At 68.9% G+C, this 19,349-nt stretch carries 17 protein-coding genes; 11 read left to right on the top strand and 6 right to left on the bottom strand.

The genetic code is table 11. From position 1 onward, the window contains the following. Positions 1-27: 27 nt before the first annotated feature. On the bottom strand, positions 28-1,044 hold the full coding sequence (locus tag ACTJKK_RS04215; protein ID WP_247622362.1) for a sugar-transfer associated ATP-grasp domain-containing protein: 1,017 nt from the start codon (positions 1,042-1,044) through the stop codon (positions 28-30). 84 nt (positions 1,045-1,128) lie between these two features. Here ACTJKK_RS04215 and ACTJKK_RS04210 point away from each other — a divergent pair, with 84 nt between their 5' ends. Together ACTJKK_RS04210 and ACTJKK_RS04205 are read left to right on the top strand one after the other, a co-directional pair. Beyond that, complete coding sequence (locus ACTJKK_RS04210; protein ID WP_247622363.1) at positions 1,129-1,833, top strand: alanine racemase C-terminal domain-containing protein; 705 nt, start codon at positions 1,129-1,131, stop codon at positions 1,831-1,833. Continuing rightward, positions 1,830-2,867: an alanine racemase gene (locus ACTJKK_RS04205; RefSeq protein ID WP_440747103.1), complete on the top strand. Its 1,038-nt coding sequence runs from the start codon at positions 1,830-1,832 to the stop codon at positions 2,865-2,867. Before ACTJKK_RS04210 ends, ACTJKK_RS04205 begins: the two co-directional genes overlap by 4 nt. A gap of 79 nt (positions 2,868-2,946) precedes the next feature. On the opposite strand, the gene ACTJKK_RS04200 is transcribed toward ACTJKK_RS04205, so the two are convergent. Further along, positions 2,947-3,165 (bottom strand): DUF7455 domain-containing protein, encoded by a 219-nt coding sequence (locus tag ACTJKK_RS04200; RefSeq protein WP_247622365.1) that lies wholly within the window; start codon positions 3,163-3,165, stop codon positions 2,947-2,949. A 179-nt stretch (positions 3,166-3,344) separates the two neighbouring features. Here ACTJKK_RS04200 and ACTJKK_RS04195 point away from each other — a divergent pair, with 179 nt between their 5' ends. Continuing rightward, complete coding sequence (locus ACTJKK_RS04195) at positions 3,345-5,423, top strand: DNA gyrase/topoisomerase IV subunit B (RefSeq protein WP_440747102.1); 2,079 nt, start codon at positions 3,345-3,347, stop codon at positions 5,421-5,423. 22 nt (positions 5,424-5,445) lie between these two features. Here ACTJKK_RS04195 and ACTJKK_RS04190 read toward each other — a convergent pair whose 3' ends face one another. Next, complete coding sequence (locus ACTJKK_RS04190; RefSeq protein ID WP_440747101.1) at positions 5,446-5,682, bottom strand: hypothetical protein; 237 nt, start codon at positions 5,680-5,682, stop codon at positions 5,446-5,448. A gap of 202 nt (positions 5,683-5,884) precedes the next feature. Between ACTJKK_RS04190 and ACTJKK_RS04185 the strand changes: the two genes are divergently transcribed. Continuing rightward, positions 5,885-6,703, top strand: a complete 819-nt coding sequence (locus ACTJKK_RS04185; protein ID WP_440747100.1) for an alpha/beta fold hydrolase — start codon at positions 5,885-5,887, stop codon at positions 6,701-6,703. A gap of 12 nt (positions 6,704-6,715) precedes the next feature. Here ACTJKK_RS04185 and ACTJKK_RS04180 read toward each other — a convergent pair whose 3' ends face one another. Next, positions 6,716-9,157, bottom strand: coding sequence for a DNA gyrase/topoisomerase IV subunit A (locus ACTJKK_RS04180; protein ID WP_440747099.1), 2,442 nt, complete (start codon positions 9,155-9,157; stop codon positions 6,716-6,718). Between the two features lie 95 nt (positions 9,158-9,252). Here ACTJKK_RS04180 and ACTJKK_RS04175 point away from each other — a divergent pair, with 95 nt between their 5' ends. Beyond that, positions 9,253-10,323, top strand: a complete 1,071-nt coding sequence (locus ACTJKK_RS04175; RefSeq protein WP_440747098.1) for an alkaline phosphatase family protein — start codon at positions 9,253-9,255, stop codon at positions 10,321-10,323. Between the two features lie 12 nt (positions 10,324-10,335). On the opposite strand, the gene sepH is transcribed toward ACTJKK_RS04175, so the two are convergent. Next, a complete protein-coding gene (sepH, locus tag ACTJKK_RS04170; protein ID WP_440747097.1) occupies positions 10,336-11,421 on the bottom strand; it encodes a septation protein SepH in 1,086 nt (361 codons plus the stop codon). 198 nt (positions 11,422-11,619) lie between these two features. Between sepH and ACTJKK_RS04165 the strand changes: the two genes are divergently transcribed. Further along, on the top strand, positions 11,620-11,913 hold the full coding sequence (locus ACTJKK_RS04165; RefSeq protein ID WP_247622371.1) for a DUF4193 domain-containing protein: 294 nt from the start codon (positions 11,620-11,622) through the stop codon (positions 11,911-11,913). Between the two features lie 89 nt (positions 11,914-12,002). Here ACTJKK_RS04165 and ACTJKK_RS04160 read toward each other — a convergent pair whose 3' ends face one another. Further along, positions 12,003-12,467, bottom strand: a complete 465-nt coding sequence (locus tag ACTJKK_RS04160; RefSeq protein ID WP_440747096.1) for a DUF3093 domain-containing protein — start codon at positions 12,465-12,467, stop codon at positions 12,003-12,005. Positions 12,468-12,479: 12 nt separating this feature from the next. On the opposite strand from ACTJKK_RS04160, the gene dut reads away from it, so the two are divergent. The 5 genes from dut (at position 12,480) to dxs (ending at position 19,340) form a co-directional block, all read left to right on the top strand. Then, on the top strand, positions 12,480-12,932 hold the full coding sequence (gene dut, locus ACTJKK_RS04155) for a dUTP diphosphatase (RefSeq protein ID WP_440747095.1): 453 nt from the start codon (positions 12,480-12,482) through the stop codon (positions 12,930-12,932). Then, complete coding sequence (locus tag ACTJKK_RS04150; RefSeq protein ID WP_247622374.1) at positions 12,925-13,512, top strand: DUF3710 domain-containing protein; 588 nt, start codon at positions 12,925-12,927, stop codon at positions 13,510-13,512. Before dut ends, ACTJKK_RS04150 begins: the two co-directional genes overlap by 8 nt. Further along, positions 13,509-14,255: a DUF3159 domain-containing protein gene (locus ACTJKK_RS04145; RefSeq protein WP_440747094.1), complete on the top strand. Its 747-nt coding sequence runs from the start codon at positions 13,509-13,511 to the stop codon at positions 14,253-14,255. The genes ACTJKK_RS04150 and ACTJKK_RS04145 overlap by 4 nt, the downstream gene beginning before the upstream one ends. A 154-nt stretch (positions 14,256-14,409) precedes the next feature. Next, entirely contained in the window at positions 14,410-17,244 is a 2,835-nt protein-coding gene (locus ACTJKK_RS04140) for an aconitate hydratase (protein ID WP_282185355.1), read from the top strand. Positions 17,245-17,399: 155 nt separating this feature from the next. Then, the gene (dxs, locus tag ACTJKK_RS04135) at positions 17,400-19,340 is read left to right on the top strand and encodes a 1-deoxy-D-xylulose-5-phosphate synthase (protein WP_247622377.1); all 1,941 of its coding nucleotides are present in this window, start codon (positions 17,400-17,402) and stop codon (positions 19,338-19,340) included. Positions 19,341-19,349: the final 9 nt, after the last annotated feature.

Genomic DNA, 19,349 nt, shown 5'->3' with positions numbered 1-19,349 from the left:
CATCCGGGGCCCTTTCCCGTCGGTGTCTCAGAAGCCGATGACCTCGCGGTAGCGCGGCTTGTGTCCGGTGCGGATGCCGGTGACGCTCGGCTTGTTCTCGTACACGCCGGCACCCCAGTTGCCCTCGACGAGCACGGGGCCGTCGGGGGAGACGACGATGTCCCAGCCCACGTACTGCACCTGCGGGACGACGCGCGCGACCTGATCGATGAAGGCGCGCACCTCGTCCATGTAGGGGAGCTGGAAGTCGGCGATCCGGAAGCCCGAGTCGGGGTGCGTCTCGTGCACATGGCCGTGCGAGTCGTAGCCGGCGCCCACGGCGTGGCCGTTCTCGTCGAGCATCGTGTAGAAGCCGCCGAAGGTCATCTGGTCGCTGACCGCCCCGCGGCCGAACTTCTGCGCCATCGCGAGGATGTGCGCCTTCTCGCCGTCGAAGAACGCCGTGATCCGCGTGGTGTTGACGGTGCCGGGGCAGACCGCGGCGAGGGCGTCGTGCTGACGGATGACCTCTTCGATGAGGAGTTCGCCCCTGTTGAGGAGTCCGCGGTGGAACTCGTCCCAGTCCTCGATGTCGGCCGCGTGGTAGCGGTGCACACCGGTGCCGGCCTGGCCGACCGGCTCCTTGGTGACGATCGTGCCGAGACGCTGCGTGAGCTCACGCACGGCGTCGGCATTGCCCTCCTCGACCACCAGCCACTCCCGGTGCAGGTGGGCGGAGAAGTGCTTGTCGAACTCGACCTTGTCCTGGAAGATCCACCGGAAGTCCGGGTGGTCGTAGCGCTGCGAGAGCTGGTTGGAGACGGGGTGGGTCATGTACGTCTCGCGCTCCGCGCGGGTCAGCATCGCGAAGTCGTAGTCGATGTAGTCCTGGAACCCGACGTTGTGCCGTGCCGCCGACCAGAGCATGTCGACGACGATCGCGGGCACGGCCTTGTGGTGCTGCTCCGACGCCTCTTTCGCGCGTTCGACGACCGATCCGACGTCGATGCGTCGTGCGCGTCCGATCAGGTAGCGGATGCGGGGCGCGAGGGAAAGACGTGACATGTGACTCCGAAGGTGAGAGGGGGTTCTCCCCAGTCTACGGTGGGCACCGATCGTCTCCTGGGAGACACCGATAGGCTGGAAACCGTGCGTGAGACGACTTCGAGTGCCCGGCCGCGGGCGATGATCTCCCGCTCCGCTCTGGCCTCCGGCGCTGCCGCCGCGCTCCACGCGGGCGGGCACGTCGCCGACCTGCGACGCGATGCCTGGGGGCATGGCGTGCTCGCGGTCGCGCACGCGGTGACGGCGGTCGGAGCCGAGCGCGTGCTCGTCGATTCGCCGGGCGTGCTCGAGGCGCTCGCTCTCGAGGGAATCGCGGCGACGCTCGACGGCGAGGCCGATATCGACTCGACACTGCTTTACGGCCTTCCCGATCGCGATGGCGTGATGCCGGTGCGCGCGGTGATGCGCCTGCACGGTCTCGTGCTCTCGACCAAGCGCCTGCGGGCAGGCGATGCGGTGTCGTACGGCTACACGTTCCGGGCCGAGAGCGACACCACGGTGGCGCTGATCACGGGCGGCTACGCCCAGGGGATCATGCGGGCGCTCGGCAACCGCGCGTCCGTCGAGATCGACGGACGCGAACGACCTATCGTCGGGCGTGTCGCGATGGATGTCTGCGTGGTCGACCTCGGCGGGGCGGATGCCGCGGTCGGAACCGAGGCGACCTACTTCGGCGGCACGGGTCCCGCTGCCCCCGGACTGGCGCGATGGGCGGAGGTCACCGGGCTCACGATGCCCGAACTGATCACCGTCGCCGGCATCCACGCGGATCGGGGGTGGGAGGCGTGACGCGTCCCGAACTGCGGCTCGACGGAAACGTTCTGCGCGCCAACATCGCGGCGGTGCAGCGGCGCATCGCGCCGTCCGAGCTCATGATCGTCGTGAAGGACGACGCGTACGGCCATGGGCTGCCCTGGGCGGTCGAGACGGCGATCGAGTCCGGCGTGACCTGGATCGGGAGCTTCGACGTGCGCAGCGCCATCGATGTGCGGCGGGTCGCAGGCGGCGGCGCGCGCATCTTCGCCTGGGTCACGTCCACCGACGCGGAGATCGACGAGGCGCTGCTGCACGATGTCGATCTGGGCATCGGCACGGCGGACTACCTCGACCGGGTGATCGCCCGGGCGACGGCGATCGAGGTGCGTGCGCGCGTGCACCTCAAGATCGACAGCGGGCTGCACCGCAACGGCATCCTGCCGGAGGACTGGGCGGATGCCGTCGCCACCGCGCGGGCGGCCGAGGCGGCAGGCGTGCTGGAACTCGTCGGCATCTGGAGCCACATCGCCGAAGCGAGCGATGCCGAGGACGACGAGGCTCAGGCGGTCTTCCTCGAGGCCGTGCGGCAGGTGGGCGACACCGGTGCCGCTCCGGCCTTCCTCCATCTGACGGCGTCTGCGGCCTCGTGGTGGCGGCCCGAACTGCGCGGCACGCTCTCGCGCATCGGCGCGTTCTGCTATGGCGTCCGCTCGGCCGACGGCCCCGAGCTCGACGGCATCCGTCCGGTCGCAACGCTGACCGCCTCGGTGGTCGACGTCGTCGACGGCGATGCGGTCGTCGCGATCGGGAGCTTCGACGGCATCCCCTCGACGCTCGCGGGGGTCGCCGTCGGCACACCGCAGGGTGCGCGGGAGCTGCGCAGCATCGATCACACCCGGAGCGTCGTCGCCGGGTGGCCGGGCGCTGCGGTGGGCGACGTCGTGCGCGTCTTCGGAGCGGGCGAGTGGGGGGAGTCGTCCGCGACGACTCTCGCCGAGCGGATCGACACCGTGGGCGAGGAGATCCTCACCCGGCTGACCTCGCGCGTGCGCCGCGTCGTCGTCTGACGCCGAGACGCGGAACCGCGGGAGGGTATGCAGAAGGCCCTCGACGCGTCACCGCGGGAGGGCCTTCGTGGAGTCAGGGTCAGACGGCCTCGACGAGACGCGCGGTCTCATCGTGCCAGCTCGTCGCGATGGCGCGGAGCTTCTCTTCGTACTTGCGTCCGTGGTGGGCGCAGAACAGGAGCTCGGAGCCGTTGACCTCGGCTGCGATGTAGGCCTGCGCGCCGCACGAGTCGCAGCGGTCTGCTGCGGTCAGGCGGAACTCGACCACGGAGGTCTCACGTTCGGTCGTTGCGTTCATCTCGGTGCCTCCTCGATTCGGGTTCGCTGGGGAGCGTGCTCAATACAACCACGGAGTGGGTGGGAGCATGCCCGGATCACGGCGTGTTTCGCTCACCGCGTACGCGCGCGGCACGCGGTGGGCCGGTCCGGGGAGTGTCGGCGGGCCGTGCGGGGTATTCGAACATAGAATCGGAGATTGTGACCGCCGAGTATTCCGCCCATCATCTCCAGGTGCTCGAAGGCCTCGAGGCTGTCCGCAAGCGTCCCGGTATGTACATCGGCTCGAACGGATCGCCCGGGCTCATGCACTGCCTCTGGGAGATCATCGACAACGCCGTCGACGAAGCCGTCGCCGGCAACGGCGCGAAGATCGATGTCATCCTGCACCCGGACGGCAGCGTAGAGGTGCACGACAACGGCCGCGGCATCCCGGTCGATGTCGAGCCGCGCACCGGTCTGACCGGTGTCGAGGTCGTCTTCACCAAGCTGCACGCCGGTGGCAAGTTCGGCGGAGGGTCGTACGCGGCCTCCGGCGGTCTGCACGGTGTGGGAGCCTCCGTCGTGAACGCGCTCTCCGAGCGTCTCGACGTCGAAGTCGATCGCGGCGGCAAGACCTACGCGATGTCGTTCCATCGCGGCGAGCCGGGCCTCTTCGACGACCGCGACGGCAAGCGACCGGATGCGGCCTTCACTCCGTTCGAGCAGAAGAGCGAGCTGCGGGTCGTCGGCAAGGCTCCGCGAGGCGTCACGGGCACGCGTATCCGCTATTGGGCCGACCGTCAGATCTTCACGAAGGACGCCGCCTTCCAGCTCGGCGACCTCGAGACGCGCGCTCGGCAGACCGCGTTCCTCGTGCCGGGGCTCGAGATCGTCGTGCGCGACGAGCGCGCGGAGGAGAACGTCGAGACGAGATACCACTACGAGGGCGGCATCTCGGAGTTCGTCGACTACCTCGCCAGCGACCCGCCCATCACCGACACCTGGCGCGTGCAGGGCGAGGGGACCTTCAAGGAGACGGTTCCCGTGCTGCAGGCCGACGGCCACATGGTGGCGACCGAGGTCGAGCGCGTGTGCAAGGTCGACATCGCGATGCGGTGGGGGACGGGTTACGAGACCACGACCCGGTCGTTCGTCAACATCATCGCGACGCCCAAGGGCGGCACGCACCAGCAGGGCTTCGATCAGGAGCTGCTGAAGGTGCTGCGCGCACAGGTGGAGCAGAACGCCCGTCGGCTCAAGGTCGGTAACGACAAGCTCGAGAAGGACGACGTGCTCGCCGGGCTCACCGCCGTGCTCACGGTCAACGTGCCCGAACCGCAGTTCGAGGGGCAGACCAAGGAGGTGCTCGGCACGCCCGCCGTGCGCCAGATCGTGGCCCAGGTGATCCGCAAGGATCTCGCGGCGCGTTTCAGCTCGACGAAGCGCGACGACAAGAGTCAGGCGACGCAGCTGCTCGACAAGATCGTCGCCGAGATGAAGGCCCGAGTCTCGGCGCGCGCCCACAAGGAGACGCAGCGTCGGAAGAACGCTCTCGAGTCCTCGACGCTGCCCACCAAGCTCGTCGATTGCCGTACCAACGAGGTCGAGCGCAGTGAGCTCTTCATCGTCGAGGGCGACTCGGCCCTGGGGACGGCGAAGAACGCGCGCAACAGCGAGTTCCAGGCGCTGCTCCCCATCCGCGGCAAGATCCTCAACGTGCAGAAGGCGTCGATCGGCGACATGCTGTCGAACGCGGAGTGCGCATCGATCATCCAGGTGATCGGTGCCGGCTCGGGGCGCAGCTTCGACATCGACGCCGCGAGGTACGGCAAGGTGATCCTGATGAGCGATGCCGACGTCGACGGCGCCCACATCCGCACCCTGCTGCTCACCCTCTTCTTCCGCTACATGCGGCCGCTCATCGAGCACGGGCGTGTGTTCGCCGCAGTGCCGCCGCTGCACCGTGTCGTGGTCATGAATCCGGGCTCCAAGCCGAACGAGACGATCTACACGTACAGCGAGCAGGAGATGCACGCGTTGCTGGCCAAGCTCCGCAAGGCCGGCAAGCGCTGGCAGGAGCCGATCCAGCGGTACAAGGGTCTCGGTGAGATGGATGCCGAGCAGTTGGCGAACACCACGATGGACCGCTCGGGGCGTCTGCTCCGACGCGTGCGCATGGAGGATGCCGAAGCCGCCGGTCGTGTCTTCGAACTGTTGATGGGCAACGAGGTCGCTCCGCGTCGCGAGTTCATCATCGATTCCTCCGACCGTCTGTCGCGCGAGGCGATCGACGCCTAGGTCGCGTTTCCGCGAGCAAGGCTCATCGAGAGGGGCCGACCTCGTCCGTTCGACCTGCGTCCGCGCGGAACACGACGCGAGCGATCAATGCGGCACCACCGAGGAGGCAGAGCAACGCGAGGCCCCAGACAACGAAGCCGAGCCACGGATTCGGATCGATCCACGCCTGAGCCTCGTCCGTTCCCTTGGCGAGCATCCAGGCGAGGAAGACTCCGATGAGAACGCTGCCCGCAAGAATGAGTCCGATCTTCTTTCCCACCCTCCGAGGCTACCCGAGAGGCCGCGCCGCGATGCGGTGAGCGCGGTGGAGATCGGGCCAGCGTGCGTCCGATACTGCCGATGACACCGTCCGTCGGCTGACCCGAGGCGTCGCGTCGCTCCACGTCGCGAGTTCATCATCGATTCCTCCGACCGTCTGTCGCGCGAGGCGATCGGCGCCGAGATCGTCATAGGGTCGGAGCATGAGCACTCTCGACCGACGTCTCGACCGGCCCGGAGCCGTGATCGCTTTCGCCGATGGCGGGGGAGACGGGCACCCGGTGCTGCTCGTGCACGGTGCCGGGATGGACCACACCATGTTCGACGCGCAGGCGGAGGCTCTCACGGCTGCCGGCCTGCGCGTGCTGCGTGCGGACCTCCGCGGGCATGGGGAGTCCTCTCTCGACGAGGGGGCGCGGTTCTCGGCGGACGCGGCTCTCGGCGACATCGCGGCTCTGCTGGCGGAGCGCCGGATCGACCGAGCCGTCATCGTCGGCCATTCGCTCGGCGGCAACCTCGCCCAGGCGTACACGGCCGCCCAGCCCGACCGGGTCAGCGGAGTGGTCGTGATGGATGCAAGTTGGAACGCGGGACCGCTGTCGAGGGTCGAACGCCTCGCTCTTCGTCTCGCCGCTCCGATGCTCGCTCTGGTGCCGTCTCGTCGATTGCCGGGGATGATGGCGCGTGCCTCGGCCGTGTCGGCGTCCGCGATCGCGCGCACCGAGGAGACATTCGCCCGGATGCCGAAGCCGGTCTTCCTCGATGTCTGGCGCGCGACGGTATCCCTGGTCGCGCCCGAGCCGGCCTATCGCTCGCCGGTGCCCCTCGGACTGATTCGCGGGGCCGAGGACCGGACGGGCAACATCGCCGCAGCCATGCCGCGATGGGCGGATGTCGAGGGGATCGCCGAGTACGTCATTCCCGGCGCCGGACACGTCGTCACCTGGGATGCGCCGGACGAGACCTCCGCCGCACTCCTGGGTATCCTCGCCGAGGACCGCTTCGTCGCCGCGATGCGATGAGCGCGGTGGAGATCAGACCAGCGTGCGTCCGATACTGCCGATGACACCGTCCGTCGGCTGACCCGAGGCGTCGCGTCGAGCTCCGGACTCGGGCAGCTTCCGCACGGCGCCGGTGGGGTCGACGGCCTGCGCGGGGCTGGCCCCGACCCAGGCCACCGTGAGCCGGTCCTCACCCTTCAGGAAGGCGTGCGCGCGCACGCCGCCCGTGGCGCGACCCTTCGCCGGGTACTCCTCGAACGACGACACCTTCGCGCGCCCCGCATCGGTGCCGGGAAGGATGCTGTCGGAGCCCGAGACCGTCGCCACGACGGCATCCGATCCCGGGCCGACGACGCCGAAGAAGAGCACGGATGCTCCCGCCCCGAGCTTCACGCCGGCCATGCCGCCTGCGGGGGCGCCCTGCGGGCGCACGGCCGAGGCCGAGAACCGCAGCAGTTGGGCGTCGGTGGTGATGAACACCACCTCGGAGTCGTCGGGTGCGTCCGCGGCACCCACGACGGAGTCCCCGGCCTTCATCCCGATGACCTCGACGTCCGGACGCACCGGAATCGAGGTCGGGACGATGCGCTTGACCGTTCCCTGCGCCGTCCCCAGCGCGATCGGGGTCTCGCTGTCGAAGCGGACGAATCCGAGGATGCGTTCCCCGCGGGTGGTGATCCCGAGGTAGTCGCGCAGCGGAGTGCCGGCGGCGAGCTGCACCGAGCTGGACGGCACCGAGGGCAGGTCGACGGGGGAGAAGCGCACCACGCGCCCGGCACTCGTCAGTGCGCCGATCTCCGCCCGCACCGTCGTCTCGACCGTCGCGAGGATCGCATCGTGCTTGCTGCGGCGCGCGGGAACAGTGAGCTCCTGGCCGTCGACGAGGTCGACCCGCACCGCGCGTCCGGTCGTCGACAGCACGAGGACGGTCGGCGCATCCGCGATCTGCAGGTCGACGGCGCCCTTCGTCGCGCGGGGCTTCGGCGGTGCGGCGTTCATGAGCAGCGTACGGCGGGGGGTGCCGTAGGCGTCTGCGGCCGCGTCGAGTTCGGTGGCGACCGCCCGACGCAGCAGCGCGTCGCTGCCGAGGAGCTCGCGGAGCGCCGCGATGTCGGCGAGGAGCGCATCGCGCTCGGCTTCGAGTTCGATCCGCGAGAACTTGGTGAGTCGACGCAGTCGAAGCTCGAGGATGTACTCGGCCTGGAGCTCGCTCAGATCGAACACGTCGCGCAGCTTGGTGCGGGCCTGCTCGGAGTCGTCGGACGATCGGATGACCTGGATGACCTCGTCGATGTCGAGGATCGCGATCAGGAGGCCCTCGACGAGGTGCAGGCGCTCTTCGCGCCGCGCCAGACGGTAGCGGCTGCGGCGGGTGATGACCTCGAGCCGGTGGGCCACGTAGACGCTGAGCATCTCCTTGAGGCCGAGCGTGCGGGGCTGGCCGTCGACGAGGGCGACGTTGTTGATGTTGAACGAGTCCTCGAGCGGGGTGAGGCGATAGAGCTGCTCGAGCACGGCGTTCGGATCGAACCCGGTCTTGATGCCGATCGCGACGCGCAGGCCGTGGTTGCGGTCGGTGAGGTCGGTGACGTCGCTGATGCCCTGGAGCTTCTTGGCCTGGACGGCATCACGGATCTTCTCGATCAGCCGCTCGGGGCCGACCATGTAGGGCAGCTCCGAGACGATGATGCCGGTGCGACGCGGGCCCAGAGGCTCGATCGAGACCTTCCCGCGCACCTTGAGCGCGCCGCGACCGGTCGTGTAGGCGTCCTTCACACCGTCGAGGCCCATGAGGACTCCGCCGGACGGGAAGTCCGGTCCCGGCACGTACTCCATGAGCTCTTCGGTCGTGGCGTCCGGGTTCTCGAGCAGGTGCGTCGCGGCGGCCACGACCTCGATCAGGTTGTGCGGCGCCATGTTGGTCGCCATACCCACGGCGATACCGCTCGCGCCGTTGACCAGGAGGTTGGGGAACGCGGCGGGCAGCACGGCCGGCTGCTGGAACTGGCCGTCGTAGTTGGGGATGAAGTCGACGACGTCTTCATCGAGGTTCTCGGTGAGGGCGAGTGCGGAAGCGGCGAGGCGCGCCTCCGTGTAGCGGGCGGCCGCGGGACCGTCGTCCAGGGAGCCGAAGTTGCCGTGCCCGTCGACGAGCGGCACGCGGAGGGCGAAGTCCTGGGCGAGGCGCACCAGTGCGTCGTAGATCGCCGAGTCACCGTGCGGGTGCAGCTTTCCCATCACCTCGCCGACGACGCGGGCGCTCTTGACGTGTCCGCGGTCGGGGCGCAGCCCCATCTCGGCCATCTGGTACAGGATTCGGCGCTGCACCGGCTTGAGGCCGTCGCGAGCGTCGGGGAGGGCGCGCGAGTAGATCACGGAGTACGCGTACTCGAGGAAGGACCCCTGCATCTCGCTGGAGAGATCGATGTCCTGGATGCGCTCCTCGACGGGCTCGGGCGGCGGCGTTTTCGGCATGGGGTTCCTGAGGGCGTGCGGGAGCCTGTGTCAGACTGGCTCGGGTGTCCCTCATGCTACCGTCCGAGTCCGCGTCAGCCCGGAGCATCGTCGGGGTGGCGGACGACGTGTTCTCCGCGCTGAGCGGCGATGCCGGGCGTCTTCCCCGAGCGGCGTCGGTCGTGCTCGTCGTGATCGACGGACTCGGTGCCATCGGGCTGCGCGCGCACGCCGGTCATGCGCGCAACCTGACGGCGCAGATGACCAAGCGCGACGTCGCGACATCGGTGTTCCCCTCGACGACCGCCTCCGCATTGACGAGCATTCTCACCGGTGTCTGGCCGGGCGAGCACGGTCTGATGGGCTACCGCGTCGTCGACCCGGATCGCGACCTGCTCGTCAATCAGCTCACGGGATGGGAGAGCGAGGGGTTGGACCCCGCGACCTGGCAGATGGCTCCGACGATCTTCGAGCGTGCGGCAGCGACCGGGCACGGGGCGTTCGCGGTCGGACTCGCCGCCTATGCGCAGAGCGGATTCACCCGAGCGACGATGCGCGGGGCCGCCTTCGCTGCGGAGGCGCGTGCGGCCGATCGCGTGCGTCTCGCCTACGCCCTCGCCGAACAGAACCCCGGTTCCCTGGTCTACTGCTACTTGCCCGAGGTGGACAAGGCGGGGCACAAGCACGGGATGGCCTCCGCGGAGTGGCTGGCCGCGCTCGAGGACGTCGATGCCGCACTCTCCGCGCGCGTGCCGTCCGGCGTGGGAGTGCTGGTTACGTCGGATCACGGCATGATCGATGTTCCCGAACGGCGGCAGATCGTTCTCGACGAGGCTCATCTGACGGGTATCCGGCACGTCGGGGGAGAGCCGCGCATGATCCACGCCTATCTCGACCCCGCAGCCGACCCCGAGGAGGTCATCGCCCGGTGGCGCTCCGACCTCACGGGCCTCGCCGACGTCGCCTCACGGGATGAGGCGATCGCCGCAGGCCTGTTCGGACCGCGGGTCGCGGATGCCGCGGCGGCGCGCATCGGCGACCTGCTCGCCGTCCCGCGGGGGAACGGGGCGATCTACGACGGCACTGCCGCCGATCAACGCGGTCGCGGCATGGTGGGACAGCACGGCGGACTCACTCCCGAGGAGCGTCAGGTTCCGCTGATCGGGCTCGGTGCATTCGCGCACTGAACGCCGTGAGCATCACTCGTCGGTGCGCGCCCCGAAGACGATCTCGTCCCAGGAGGGCATCGCGTTCCGGCGCCGCTTCCGCGAGGAGGAATCGTTCGACTCGGTGGAGTCGCGCGGGGCCGGGGGAGCATCCGTGCGGGGCTCGTCGGACTGCTCCGGCTCGAAGGCGTCCTCGAAGAGCGCGATCAGGTTGCGATCCGGCTCGTCGTCGGTGGTTCCGGCCGGCGGGCTCTGCTCGGCAGTCGGCGCGTCGTCGATAGCCGGCGAAGCCTCGCGCTGTCCGCGGCGACGACGGAGCGCCTCCAGCAGATCGGCCGTCTCGGGATTGGTGTTCTGCGTCTCGGGTGCGCGGTTGATCGCCGCGGCCTGCGCCGCCGCATTCGATCGTTCGGGAGCGGACGGCTCCTCGGCGGAGACCTCGGGGGCCGGCACGAGACGCGGGCCGAACGCTCCGGAGTCGAACCGGCTGTCGTCCTTGTAGGGCGAGGAGGTGCGGTCGGACTCCACGGCGCGCAGACGCGGGATGAGCCCGTCGGGGAGGGACCCCTGGCGGGAGAGCTGGGTGGCGTCGGCGTTCAGGGGCGACAGAGCGCTGCGGCGGGGATCGAAGCTCCACCGCGCGTCGTGATCGACCTCGTTCGCCGTGAACTCCAGCTTGATGATCCAGCCGGACTCCTCTTTCCAGCTCGCCCAACGCTCGGCGGTCGCCGCGACGTCGGAGAGCTTGGCGCGGATGGCCGTGCCGAACGTGGGCTGCGCGTCGGGTTCGACTTCGCTGCCGATCAGCACGGGGACGGCGAGCGCCTGTCCGATGACGTGCTCGCGCTCGGCGAGCACCGGCGCCTCGAAGCGCACGACGTCGTCGACGCTGATTCCGAGTAGCGCGGACACCTCGGATGCGGTGAGCCCGGCGCGGATCTGCGCCTGGATGTCGCGCGGGCTGGCGGCGAGCTTCTGGGCGGCCGGTTCGGCCTGCCGGGTCGCCCTGCGCAGCTCGCGCTGCAGCACGTCGTCGATGGCCAGCGCGAACCGCTCGCCAGACTCGGTCGCGAGCACGAGGACTCCTGCCTCGGTGCCGACGATGGTGACGTTTTCCATGCGAATGCCCCTCTGATGGGTGTGCGTTCATGGTGTCACGCGTGGCCCGGTCCAGGCGGGAATACCGTGGGCGCGCCGCGAGTTTGGTCTGTCGATCGCACCGGCATTTGCGAAATGCCTCTCGGTCATGCAAACTATGGCCGCCGAATACCCGACGGCGCACCACCACTCGCACCATGAATGTGGAGATCTAACCGCATGGCAACCGACTACGACGCCCCCCGTAAGAGCGAAGACGACTCCGAGTCGATCGAAGCCCTGAAGGAGCGCGTTCCCGACAAGCTCTCCGGATCGACCGGAGACGAGGACGCGGACAACCCGTCCAGCTTCGACCTCCCCGGAGCCGACCTCTCCGACCTCGAGCTGGACGTCGTCGTGCTGCCCGCGCAGCAGGACGAGTTCACGTGCATGAGCTGTTTCCTCGTGAAGCACCGCTCGCAGCTCGACCACGAAGAGGCCGCGGGCCCGATTTGCAAGGAATGCGCGGCCTGACGGCTCAGCGCGACGAATCACGCGCCCCGACCCTCGCGGTCAGGGGCGCGTTGTCGTCTGTGCGTGGTATTCGATCGCGGGCGACGCGCTCAGCGCTGCGCGGTGCGGATGGCCGCGGCGAGGCGGTCGGGAGTGCGGGTCGAGATCGTCCAGGCGGTCACCGGGTCGGCGGGATCGTCGTTCGGGACGACCACGATGCCGTCGATGCCGCCGCGGATCAGGTGCCATCCGCGAGCGGGCAGTCCCGTTCCTCGGGCCTCCTTCGCATCGGTGCCCGTGAGCGCGAGCGGAGCGCCCAGATGGGCGACGTCGATGTGTGCACGGCCGGCGCGGAGCACCCCGTCCTCGACCGAGACGACCGGGGTGATGAGGATGAAGAGCGCCACGAGGAGCGCCGAGACGACGGCTCCGGCGACGAGCGCGACCGTCGCGCCGACCGGGACGAAGATGAGTGCCACCATGGGCCCGGCGAGCGCGACCGTGACCAGGAGCCACAGGCTCGGCGAGAGCCGCTCGCGGTAGCGCGATCGTGCGTCGGTGGTGGGGTTCTGCATTAGCCTCATGGGGTGACCGATTCCGTTGATGTCCCCATTATCGCCGCTCAGCCGCCGGTCTATGCGCATCCCGGCGATGCCGGCGCGGACCTGACGGCTGCGGAGGCCGTGCACCTCCAGCCGGGCGAGCGCGCGCTGGTGGCCACCGGTGTGCGCATCGCGCTGCCGGACGGCTACGCCGCCTTCGTCGTGCCGCGCAGCGGACTCGCGGCGAAGCACGGCATCTCGATCGTGAACTCGCCGGGAACCGTCGACGCGGGCTACCGGGGTGAGATCAAGGTGAGTCTGATCAACACCGACACCCGGAGCGCGTACGATGTGGCGGTCGGCGATCGTATCGCGCAGCTGATCATCATGCCGGTGACGCGTGCCGTGTTCCACCCGGTCGACGAACTGCCCGAGAGCGTTCGCGGCGAGGGCGGATTCGGATCCACCGGATATCAGGCAGGGAAGAGCAATGACTGACAACACCCCCACTCCGCAGGAGTCCGCACCGCTGAACCGTGCCGTCGACGGCCCGTTCGACGACTCCGAGGCGAATCCGGTCCGGCCCTACATCGACCTCGGCGGCATCAAGATCCTGCCGCGTGAGGGCCTCAACCTCCGCCTCGAGGTCGAGGAGCAGTCCAAGCGCATCGTCGCCGTCGGTCTCGACTACGCGGATTCCTCGCTGCAGGTGCAGCCCTTCGCGGCGCCTCGCTCCGGCGGACTGTGGGACGAGACCCGGGTCCAGCTCCGCGACCAGGTCAAGGCCCAGGGCGGCCGCGTCGAAGAGCGCGAAGGCTCTCTCGGCAAGGAGCTGCTGGCGGAGGTGCCTGCCGCCGCGAACGAGGGCAGCGGGCTCCGCCTCGCGCGCTTCATCGGAATCGACGGTCCGCGGTGGTTCCTGCGCGGCGTGATCGGCGGTGCCGCGGCATCCGACCCCGACGCCGCCGCGAAGGTCGAGGATCTCTTCCGTTCGATCGTCGTCGTGCGCGGCGGTTCGCCCATGCCGCCTCGCGACCTCATTCCGCTGAAGATGCCGGCCACGCCGGGATCGGCGTGAGCGGGGCGACCCCGCAGGGCGACCGCGAGCAGTCGGCCTCGGAGATCCTCGGCGCGGCGCTCAGCGGAGCGGCGCGTCGCGCCGGTGTCGACCCCGCCGAGGGCGCGAACACGCACACGGTCGTCTGGTCGGCGATCGGCGGATGGCGCGGGATCCTCGAGTCCGTCCTGCCCAGTCTGGCGTTCGTCGTTCTGTTCACGATCCGCCCCGAGCCGCTCATCCTCGCCCTCGGGGTGTCGGTCGGGCTCGCCGCCGTGTTCACGATCGTCCGTCTCGTGCAGAAGTCGCCGCCGTCCGCGGCGATCGGCGGGCTGGTGGCCGCGGGTGCGGCCGCCGCGCTGGCGCTGATCACCGGCCGCGGGCAGGACAACTTCGTGCCCGGGCTGATCACGAATGCCGCGTACGGCACGGTTCTGCTCGTCACCGCACTCATCGGCTGGTCGCTCATCGGCATCGCCGCGGGCTTCCTCATGGGGGAGGGGATGGCGTGGCGTCAGGATCGTCGCAAGCGTCGCGCGTTCCTCTGGCTCGGCGTGGCCTGGTCGGCCCTCTTCTTCGCGCGCCTCGCCGTGCAGCTGCCGCTGTACCTCGCGGGCGAGGTGACCGCGCTCGGCACGCTCAAGCTGATCATGGGGCTGCCGCTGTTCGCCCCGATGGTCGCCGTGACGTGGCTCGTCGTGCGCGCGCTGTACCCGCCGGAGAAGCGCGAGGCGCAGGCGGCGGAGACGACGTCCGAGGCGTGATAGATTTATCTTGACATCAAGATAAATTGCAGGGCTTCTGCCTGGAGGGTCGAAGGCGCAGACTGGTTAGGTCCGCCTTGCTAGCCCCGGCCCCTCCCAGGCGAGCAAGATGGAATCGCCTGTCGCTTCCATCAGATCAGAAGGAGACGGAATCGTGTCCACGGTGAACAGCTTCGGTGCCCAGAGCACCCTGACGGTCGGCAGCACCGACTACGAGATCTTCCGCATCGACACGGTGCCCGGTTTCGACAAGCTCCCCTTCAGCCTCAAGGTGCTGCTGGAGAACCTCCTTCGCACCGAGGACGGCGCGAACGTCACGAAGGCGCAGATCGAGGCGCTCGGATCGTGGGATGCCGCGGCCGAGCCGAACACCGAGATCCAGTTCACGCCGGCGCGCGTCGTGATGCAGGACTTCACCGGTGTGCCCTGCATCGTCGACCTCGCCACGATGCGCGAGGCCGTCACGGCCCTGGGCGGCGACGCGAACAAGATCAACCCGCTCTCGCCGGCCGAGATGGTCATCGACCACTCGGTGATCGCCGACCTGTTCGGTTCCGAGAACGCCCTCGAGCGCAACGTCGAGATCGAGTACGAGCGCAACGGCGAGCGCTACCAGTTCCTCCGCTGGGGCCAGACGGCCTTCAGCGATTTCAAGGTCGTGCCGCCCGGAACGGGCATCGTGCACCAGGTGAACATCGAGCACCTGGCGAAGGTCATCTACGACCGCGAGGTGGGCGGCGTGCTGCGCGCGTACCCCGACACGTGCGTCGGCACCGACTCGCACACCACGATGGTCAACGGTCTCGGCGTGCTCGGCTGGGGCGTCGGCGGTATCGAGGCCGAGGCCGCGATGCTCGGTCAGCCCGTGTCGATGCTCATCCCGCGCGTCGTCGGCTTCAAGCTCAGCGGTGAGATCCCCGCCGGCGTCACGGCGACCGACGTCGTCCTCACGATCACCGACCAGCTGCGCAAGCACGGCGTCGTCGGCAAGTTCGTCGAGTTCTACGGCGAGGGCGTGGCCTCCGTGCCGCTCGCCAACCGCGCCACGATCGGCAACATGAGCCCCGAGTTCGGGTCGACCGCCGCGATCTTCCCGATCGACGACGTCACGCTCGACTACCTGCGCCTCACGGGCCGCAGCGAAGAGGCCGTCGCGCTCGTCGAGGCGTACGCCAAGACCCAGAAGCTGTGGCACGACCCCTCGCAGGAGCCCGTGTTCAGCGAGTACCTCGAGCTCGACCTCGCGACCGTCGTCCCGTCGATCGCCGGCCCGAAGCGCCCGCAGGACCGCATCCTCCTGTCGGAGGCCAAGTCGCAGTTCGAGCAGGACATCCTCGGATACGCGACCCCGTCGACCTCCGACTCGATCGTCGACCTCGAGTCCAAGCACTCGTTCCCGGCGTCCGACCCCGGTCAGGCCCCCGGCGACGAGGAGCCGACCACGCGTCCGGTCCACATCAACAGCGGAGCACCGGCGAACGCCTCCAAGCCGGTTCCGGTGACGACCCCCGACGGCGAGAAGTACATCCTCGACAACGGCGCCGTCACGCTCGCGGCCATCACCTCGTGCACCAACACGTCGAACCCGTCGGTCATGATCGCCGCCGGTCTCGTCGCTCGCAAGGCGCTCGAGAAGGGGCTCAAGCAGAAGCCGTGGGTCAAGACCACGCTCGGCCCCGGTTCGAAGGTCGTCACCGACTACTACGAGAAGTCCGGTCTCGACAAGGACCTCGAGGGTCTCGGCTTCTACACCGTCGGCTACGGCTGCACGATCTGCATCGGAAACTCCGGTCCGCTGATCGAGGAGGTCTCCGAGGCCATCAACTCGCACGACCTGGCCGTCACCGCGGTGCTCTCGGGCAACCGCAACTTCGAAGGTCGCATCAGCCCCGACGTGAAGATGAACTACCTCGCGAGCCCGCCGCTCGTGATCGCCTACGCGCTGGCCGGCTCGATGCACTTCGACTTCGAGAACGACTCCCTGGGCAAGGGCAGTGACGGCAACGACGTCTTCCTCAAGGACATCTGGCCGTCGCCCGACGAGGTGCAGGAGATCGTCGACTCGTCGATCTCGCGCGAGCAGTTCATCAAGCAGTACGCGACCGTGTTCGACGGTGACGAGCGCTGGCGCAGCCTCCCCACTCCCGAAGACGCGATCTTCCAGTGGGACGAGGACTCGACCTACGTGCGCAAGGCGCCGTACTTCGAGGGCATGACCATGGAGCTCACCCCGGTGAAGGACATCCAGGGTGCTCGTGTCATGGCGACCCTCGGCGACTCGGTCACCACCGACCACATCTCGCCCGCCGGAAACATCAAGCCGGGCACGCCGGCCGCGCAGTACCTGACCGAGCACGGCGTCGACCGCAAGGACTTCAACTCCTTCGGCTCGCGCCGCGGCAACCACGAGGTGATGATCCGCGGTACGTTCGCGAACATCCGCCTGAAGAACCTCATGGTGTCGGCGGTCAACGACGGTGCCGTGGTCGAGGGTGGCTTCACCCGCGACTTCACGCAGCCGGGTGGCCCGCAGTCGTACATCTACGACGCCAGCATGAACTACCAGGAGCAGGGCACCCCCCTCGTCATCTTCGGTGGCAAGGAGTACGGTTCCGGCTCGTCGCGCGACTGGGCGGCGAAGGGCACCAGCCTGCTGGGCGTCAAGGCGGTCATCACCGAGAGCTTCGAGCGCATTCACCGCTCGAACCTGATCGGCATGGGCGTCGTCCCGCTGCAGTTCCCTGCCGGTGAGAGCTGGGAGTCGCTGGGCCTCGACGGTACCGAGATCGTCTCGATCGAGGGCCTGGAAGAGCTCAACAACGGTGTGACCCCCAAGACGGTGCGCGTCACGGCTACGCCGAGCGAGCACTCGCCCGAGGGCAAGCAGGCCGTCGAGTTCGACGCGGTCGTGCGCATCGACACCCCCGGTGAGGCGGACTACTACCGCAACGGCGGCATCCTGCAGTACGTTCTGCGTTCGCTCGTCTGAGCACAACGACAGGGGACCCGGCGCATCGTAGCCGGGTCCCCTTCGTCATGCCAGGGGGTGCGCCTCCCGGGGGATTCCCCGGGGTTGGCGGTACCATCGATGAGGCCCCGTATACCGAGTCCGCGACCGATGACACAGCAGGTGAGGAGGTGCCGATGCCCATTCTTCCGAGCATCTCAGGACCCAGGGACCTCGACGGTCTGAGCGCCGAGCAGTTGGCCGATCTGGCGCAGGAGATCCGCGATTTCCTCGTCGAGAACGTCTCCCGCACGGGCGGGCATCTCGGTCCGAATCTCGGCGTCGTCGAGCTGACGATCGCGCTGCACCGCACGTTCTCCTCGCCGGACGATCCGTTCATCTTCGACACCGGACACCAGTCGTACGTGCACAAGCTGCTCACCGGGCGCCAGGACTTCTCGGGTCTCCGCGTGCGCGGCGGTCTCGCCGGCTATCCGCAACGCGGAGAGAGCCCGCACGACGTCGTGGAGTCTTCGCACGCGTCCAGTTCGCTGAGCTGGGCAGACGGCGTCTCCCGCGCCCTCACGGCCACCGGACGCGCCGACCGCCATGTGGTGGCGGTCGTCGGTGACGGGTCGCTCACGGGGGGAATGACCTGGGAAGCGCTCAACAACATCTCCGACGACAACGACCGCAACCTCGTGATCGTCGTCAACGACAACGGGCGCTCCTACGCCCCGACCATCGGCGGCATGTCGCGCTTCCTCAACCGCGTGCGTACCGCCGCCGCGTACAAGGACCTGCACCACAAGTCCGATCGGCTCTTCCGCGCCTTCGGTCCCGTGGGCCGCGCCGTGTTCCGCGGCGTCCGCGGCGGAACGCACGGCTTCCTCTCGCGCTTCACGAACAACGAGGCCCTGTACTCGAACCTCGACATCAAGTACCTCGGGCCCGTCGATGGGCACGACCTCCCCGCCCTCCTCGAGACCCTCGAGCTCGCGAAGTCCTACGGCGCTCCGGTGATCGTTCATGCGATCACCGAGAAGGGGCGCGGCTATCAGCCGGCGCGCGACGACGACGCCGACCAGTTCCACGCCGTCGGCAAGATCGACCCCGCGACCGGCGAGACACTCTCGTCGGGCGGTCGCGGATGGACGGATGTCTTCTCCGATGCGCTCGTCGACATCGGCTCGCGCCGCGAGGACGTCATCGGGATCACGGCCGCGATGCTCCGCCCCACCGGTCTGGCGCCGTTCGCCGAGCGATTCCCCGAGCGCGTGTACGACGTCGGTATCGCCGAGCAGCACGCCGTCGCGTCAGCGGCGGGTCTCGCATACGGGGGACTCCACCCCGTGGTCGCGGTGTACGCGACCTTCATGGGGCGTGCGTTCGACCAGGTGCTCATGGATGTCGCGCTGCACCGCGCAGGCGTGACGTTCGTGCTCGACCGTGCCGGGGTGACCGGTCCCGACGGACCCAGCCATCACGGCATGTGGGATCTGGCGATGCTGCAGATCGTGCCCCACATCCGCATCGCGGCTCCGCGCGACGGCGTCCGGCTCACGGAGGCGCTGGAGGAGGCCGTCCTGGTCGACGACGCGCCCACGGTCATCCGCTTCCCGAAGGGCGAGGTCGCCGCCGAACTGCCCGCGCTCGACCGCCTCCACGACGGCGTGGACGTGCTCGCGCGCGGCGAGAGCGAAGACGTGCTGATCGTGGCGATCGGCCCGTTCGCGGCGATGGCCATGGACGTGGCGGAGCGGTTGCGCGCCCAGGGGATCGGAGCGACGGTGATCGATCCGCGCTGGGCGATCCCGGTGCAGCCGTCGATCGTCGCTCTGGCGGCACGTCATCGTCTCGTCATCACGATGGAGGACGGCATCCGCGTCGGCGGGATCGGCACGCGCGTGCGTCAGGTGCTGCGCGAGGCAGGAATCGATACGGCGGTCGACGAGCTCGGTCTGCCCGACGAGTTCCTCGACCACGCGTCACGGGAGCAGATCCTGGCGGACGCCGGTCTCACCGCGTCGAAGATCGCGCAGGACGTCGTCGCGCAGGTGCTGGGAACACGTATCCCCGTCGCACGGAGCGCCGGGGAGACCGGCACGATCGACCTCCCGCTGCACGAGAAGCGCTGACACCCTCGC

It is taken from the genome of Microbacterium sp. 22179 (genome assembly GCF_052045715.1).
GTDB classification, from domain to species: Bacteria; Actinomycetota; Actinomycetes; order Actinomycetales; family Microbacteriaceae; genus Microbacterium; species Microbacterium galbinum.
The sequence above is the reverse complement of the archived record's forward strand: the minus strand, read 5'-3'. Positions and strand labels throughout refer to the sequence as shown.

Bases quoted from the DNA above. Each gene is read 5' to 3' on its own strand.
- ACTJKK_RS04215 (WP_247622362.1), bottom strand. From the start codon at position 1,044: ATGTCACGTCTTTCCCTCGCGCCCCGCATCCGCTACCTGATCGGACGC.
- ACTJKK_RS04200 (WP_247622365.1), bottom strand. From the start codon at position 3,165: ATGAACGCAACGACCGAACGTGAGACCTCCGTGGTCGAGTTCCGCCTG.
- ACTJKK_RS04185 (WP_440747100.1), top strand. From the start codon at position 5,885: ATGAGCACTCTCGACCGACGTCTCGACCGGCCCGGAGCCGTGATCGCT.
- ACTJKK_RS04180 (WP_440747099.1), bottom strand. From the start codon at position 9,157: ATGCCGAAAACGCCGCCGCCCGAGCCCGTCGAGGAGCGCATCCAGGAC.
- sepH (WP_440747097.1), bottom strand. From the start codon at position 11,421: ATGGAAAACGTCACCATCGTCGGCACCGAGGCAGGAGTCCTCGTGCTC.
- ACTJKK_RS04165 (WP_247622371.1), top strand. From the start codon at position 11,620: ATGGCAACCGACTACGACGCCCCCCGTAAGAGCGAAGACGACTCCGAG.
- ACTJKK_RS04160 (WP_440747096.1), bottom strand. From the start codon at position 12,467: ATGCAGAACCCCACCACCGACGCACGATCGCGCTACCGCGAGCGGCTC.
- ACTJKK_RS04150 (WP_247622374.1), top strand. From the start codon at position 12,925: ATGACTGACAACACCCCCACTCCGCAGGAGTCCGCACCGCTGAACCGT.
- dxs (WP_247622377.1), top strand. From the start codon at position 17,400: ATGCCCATTCTTCCGAGCATCTCAGGACCCAGGGACCTCGACGGTCTG.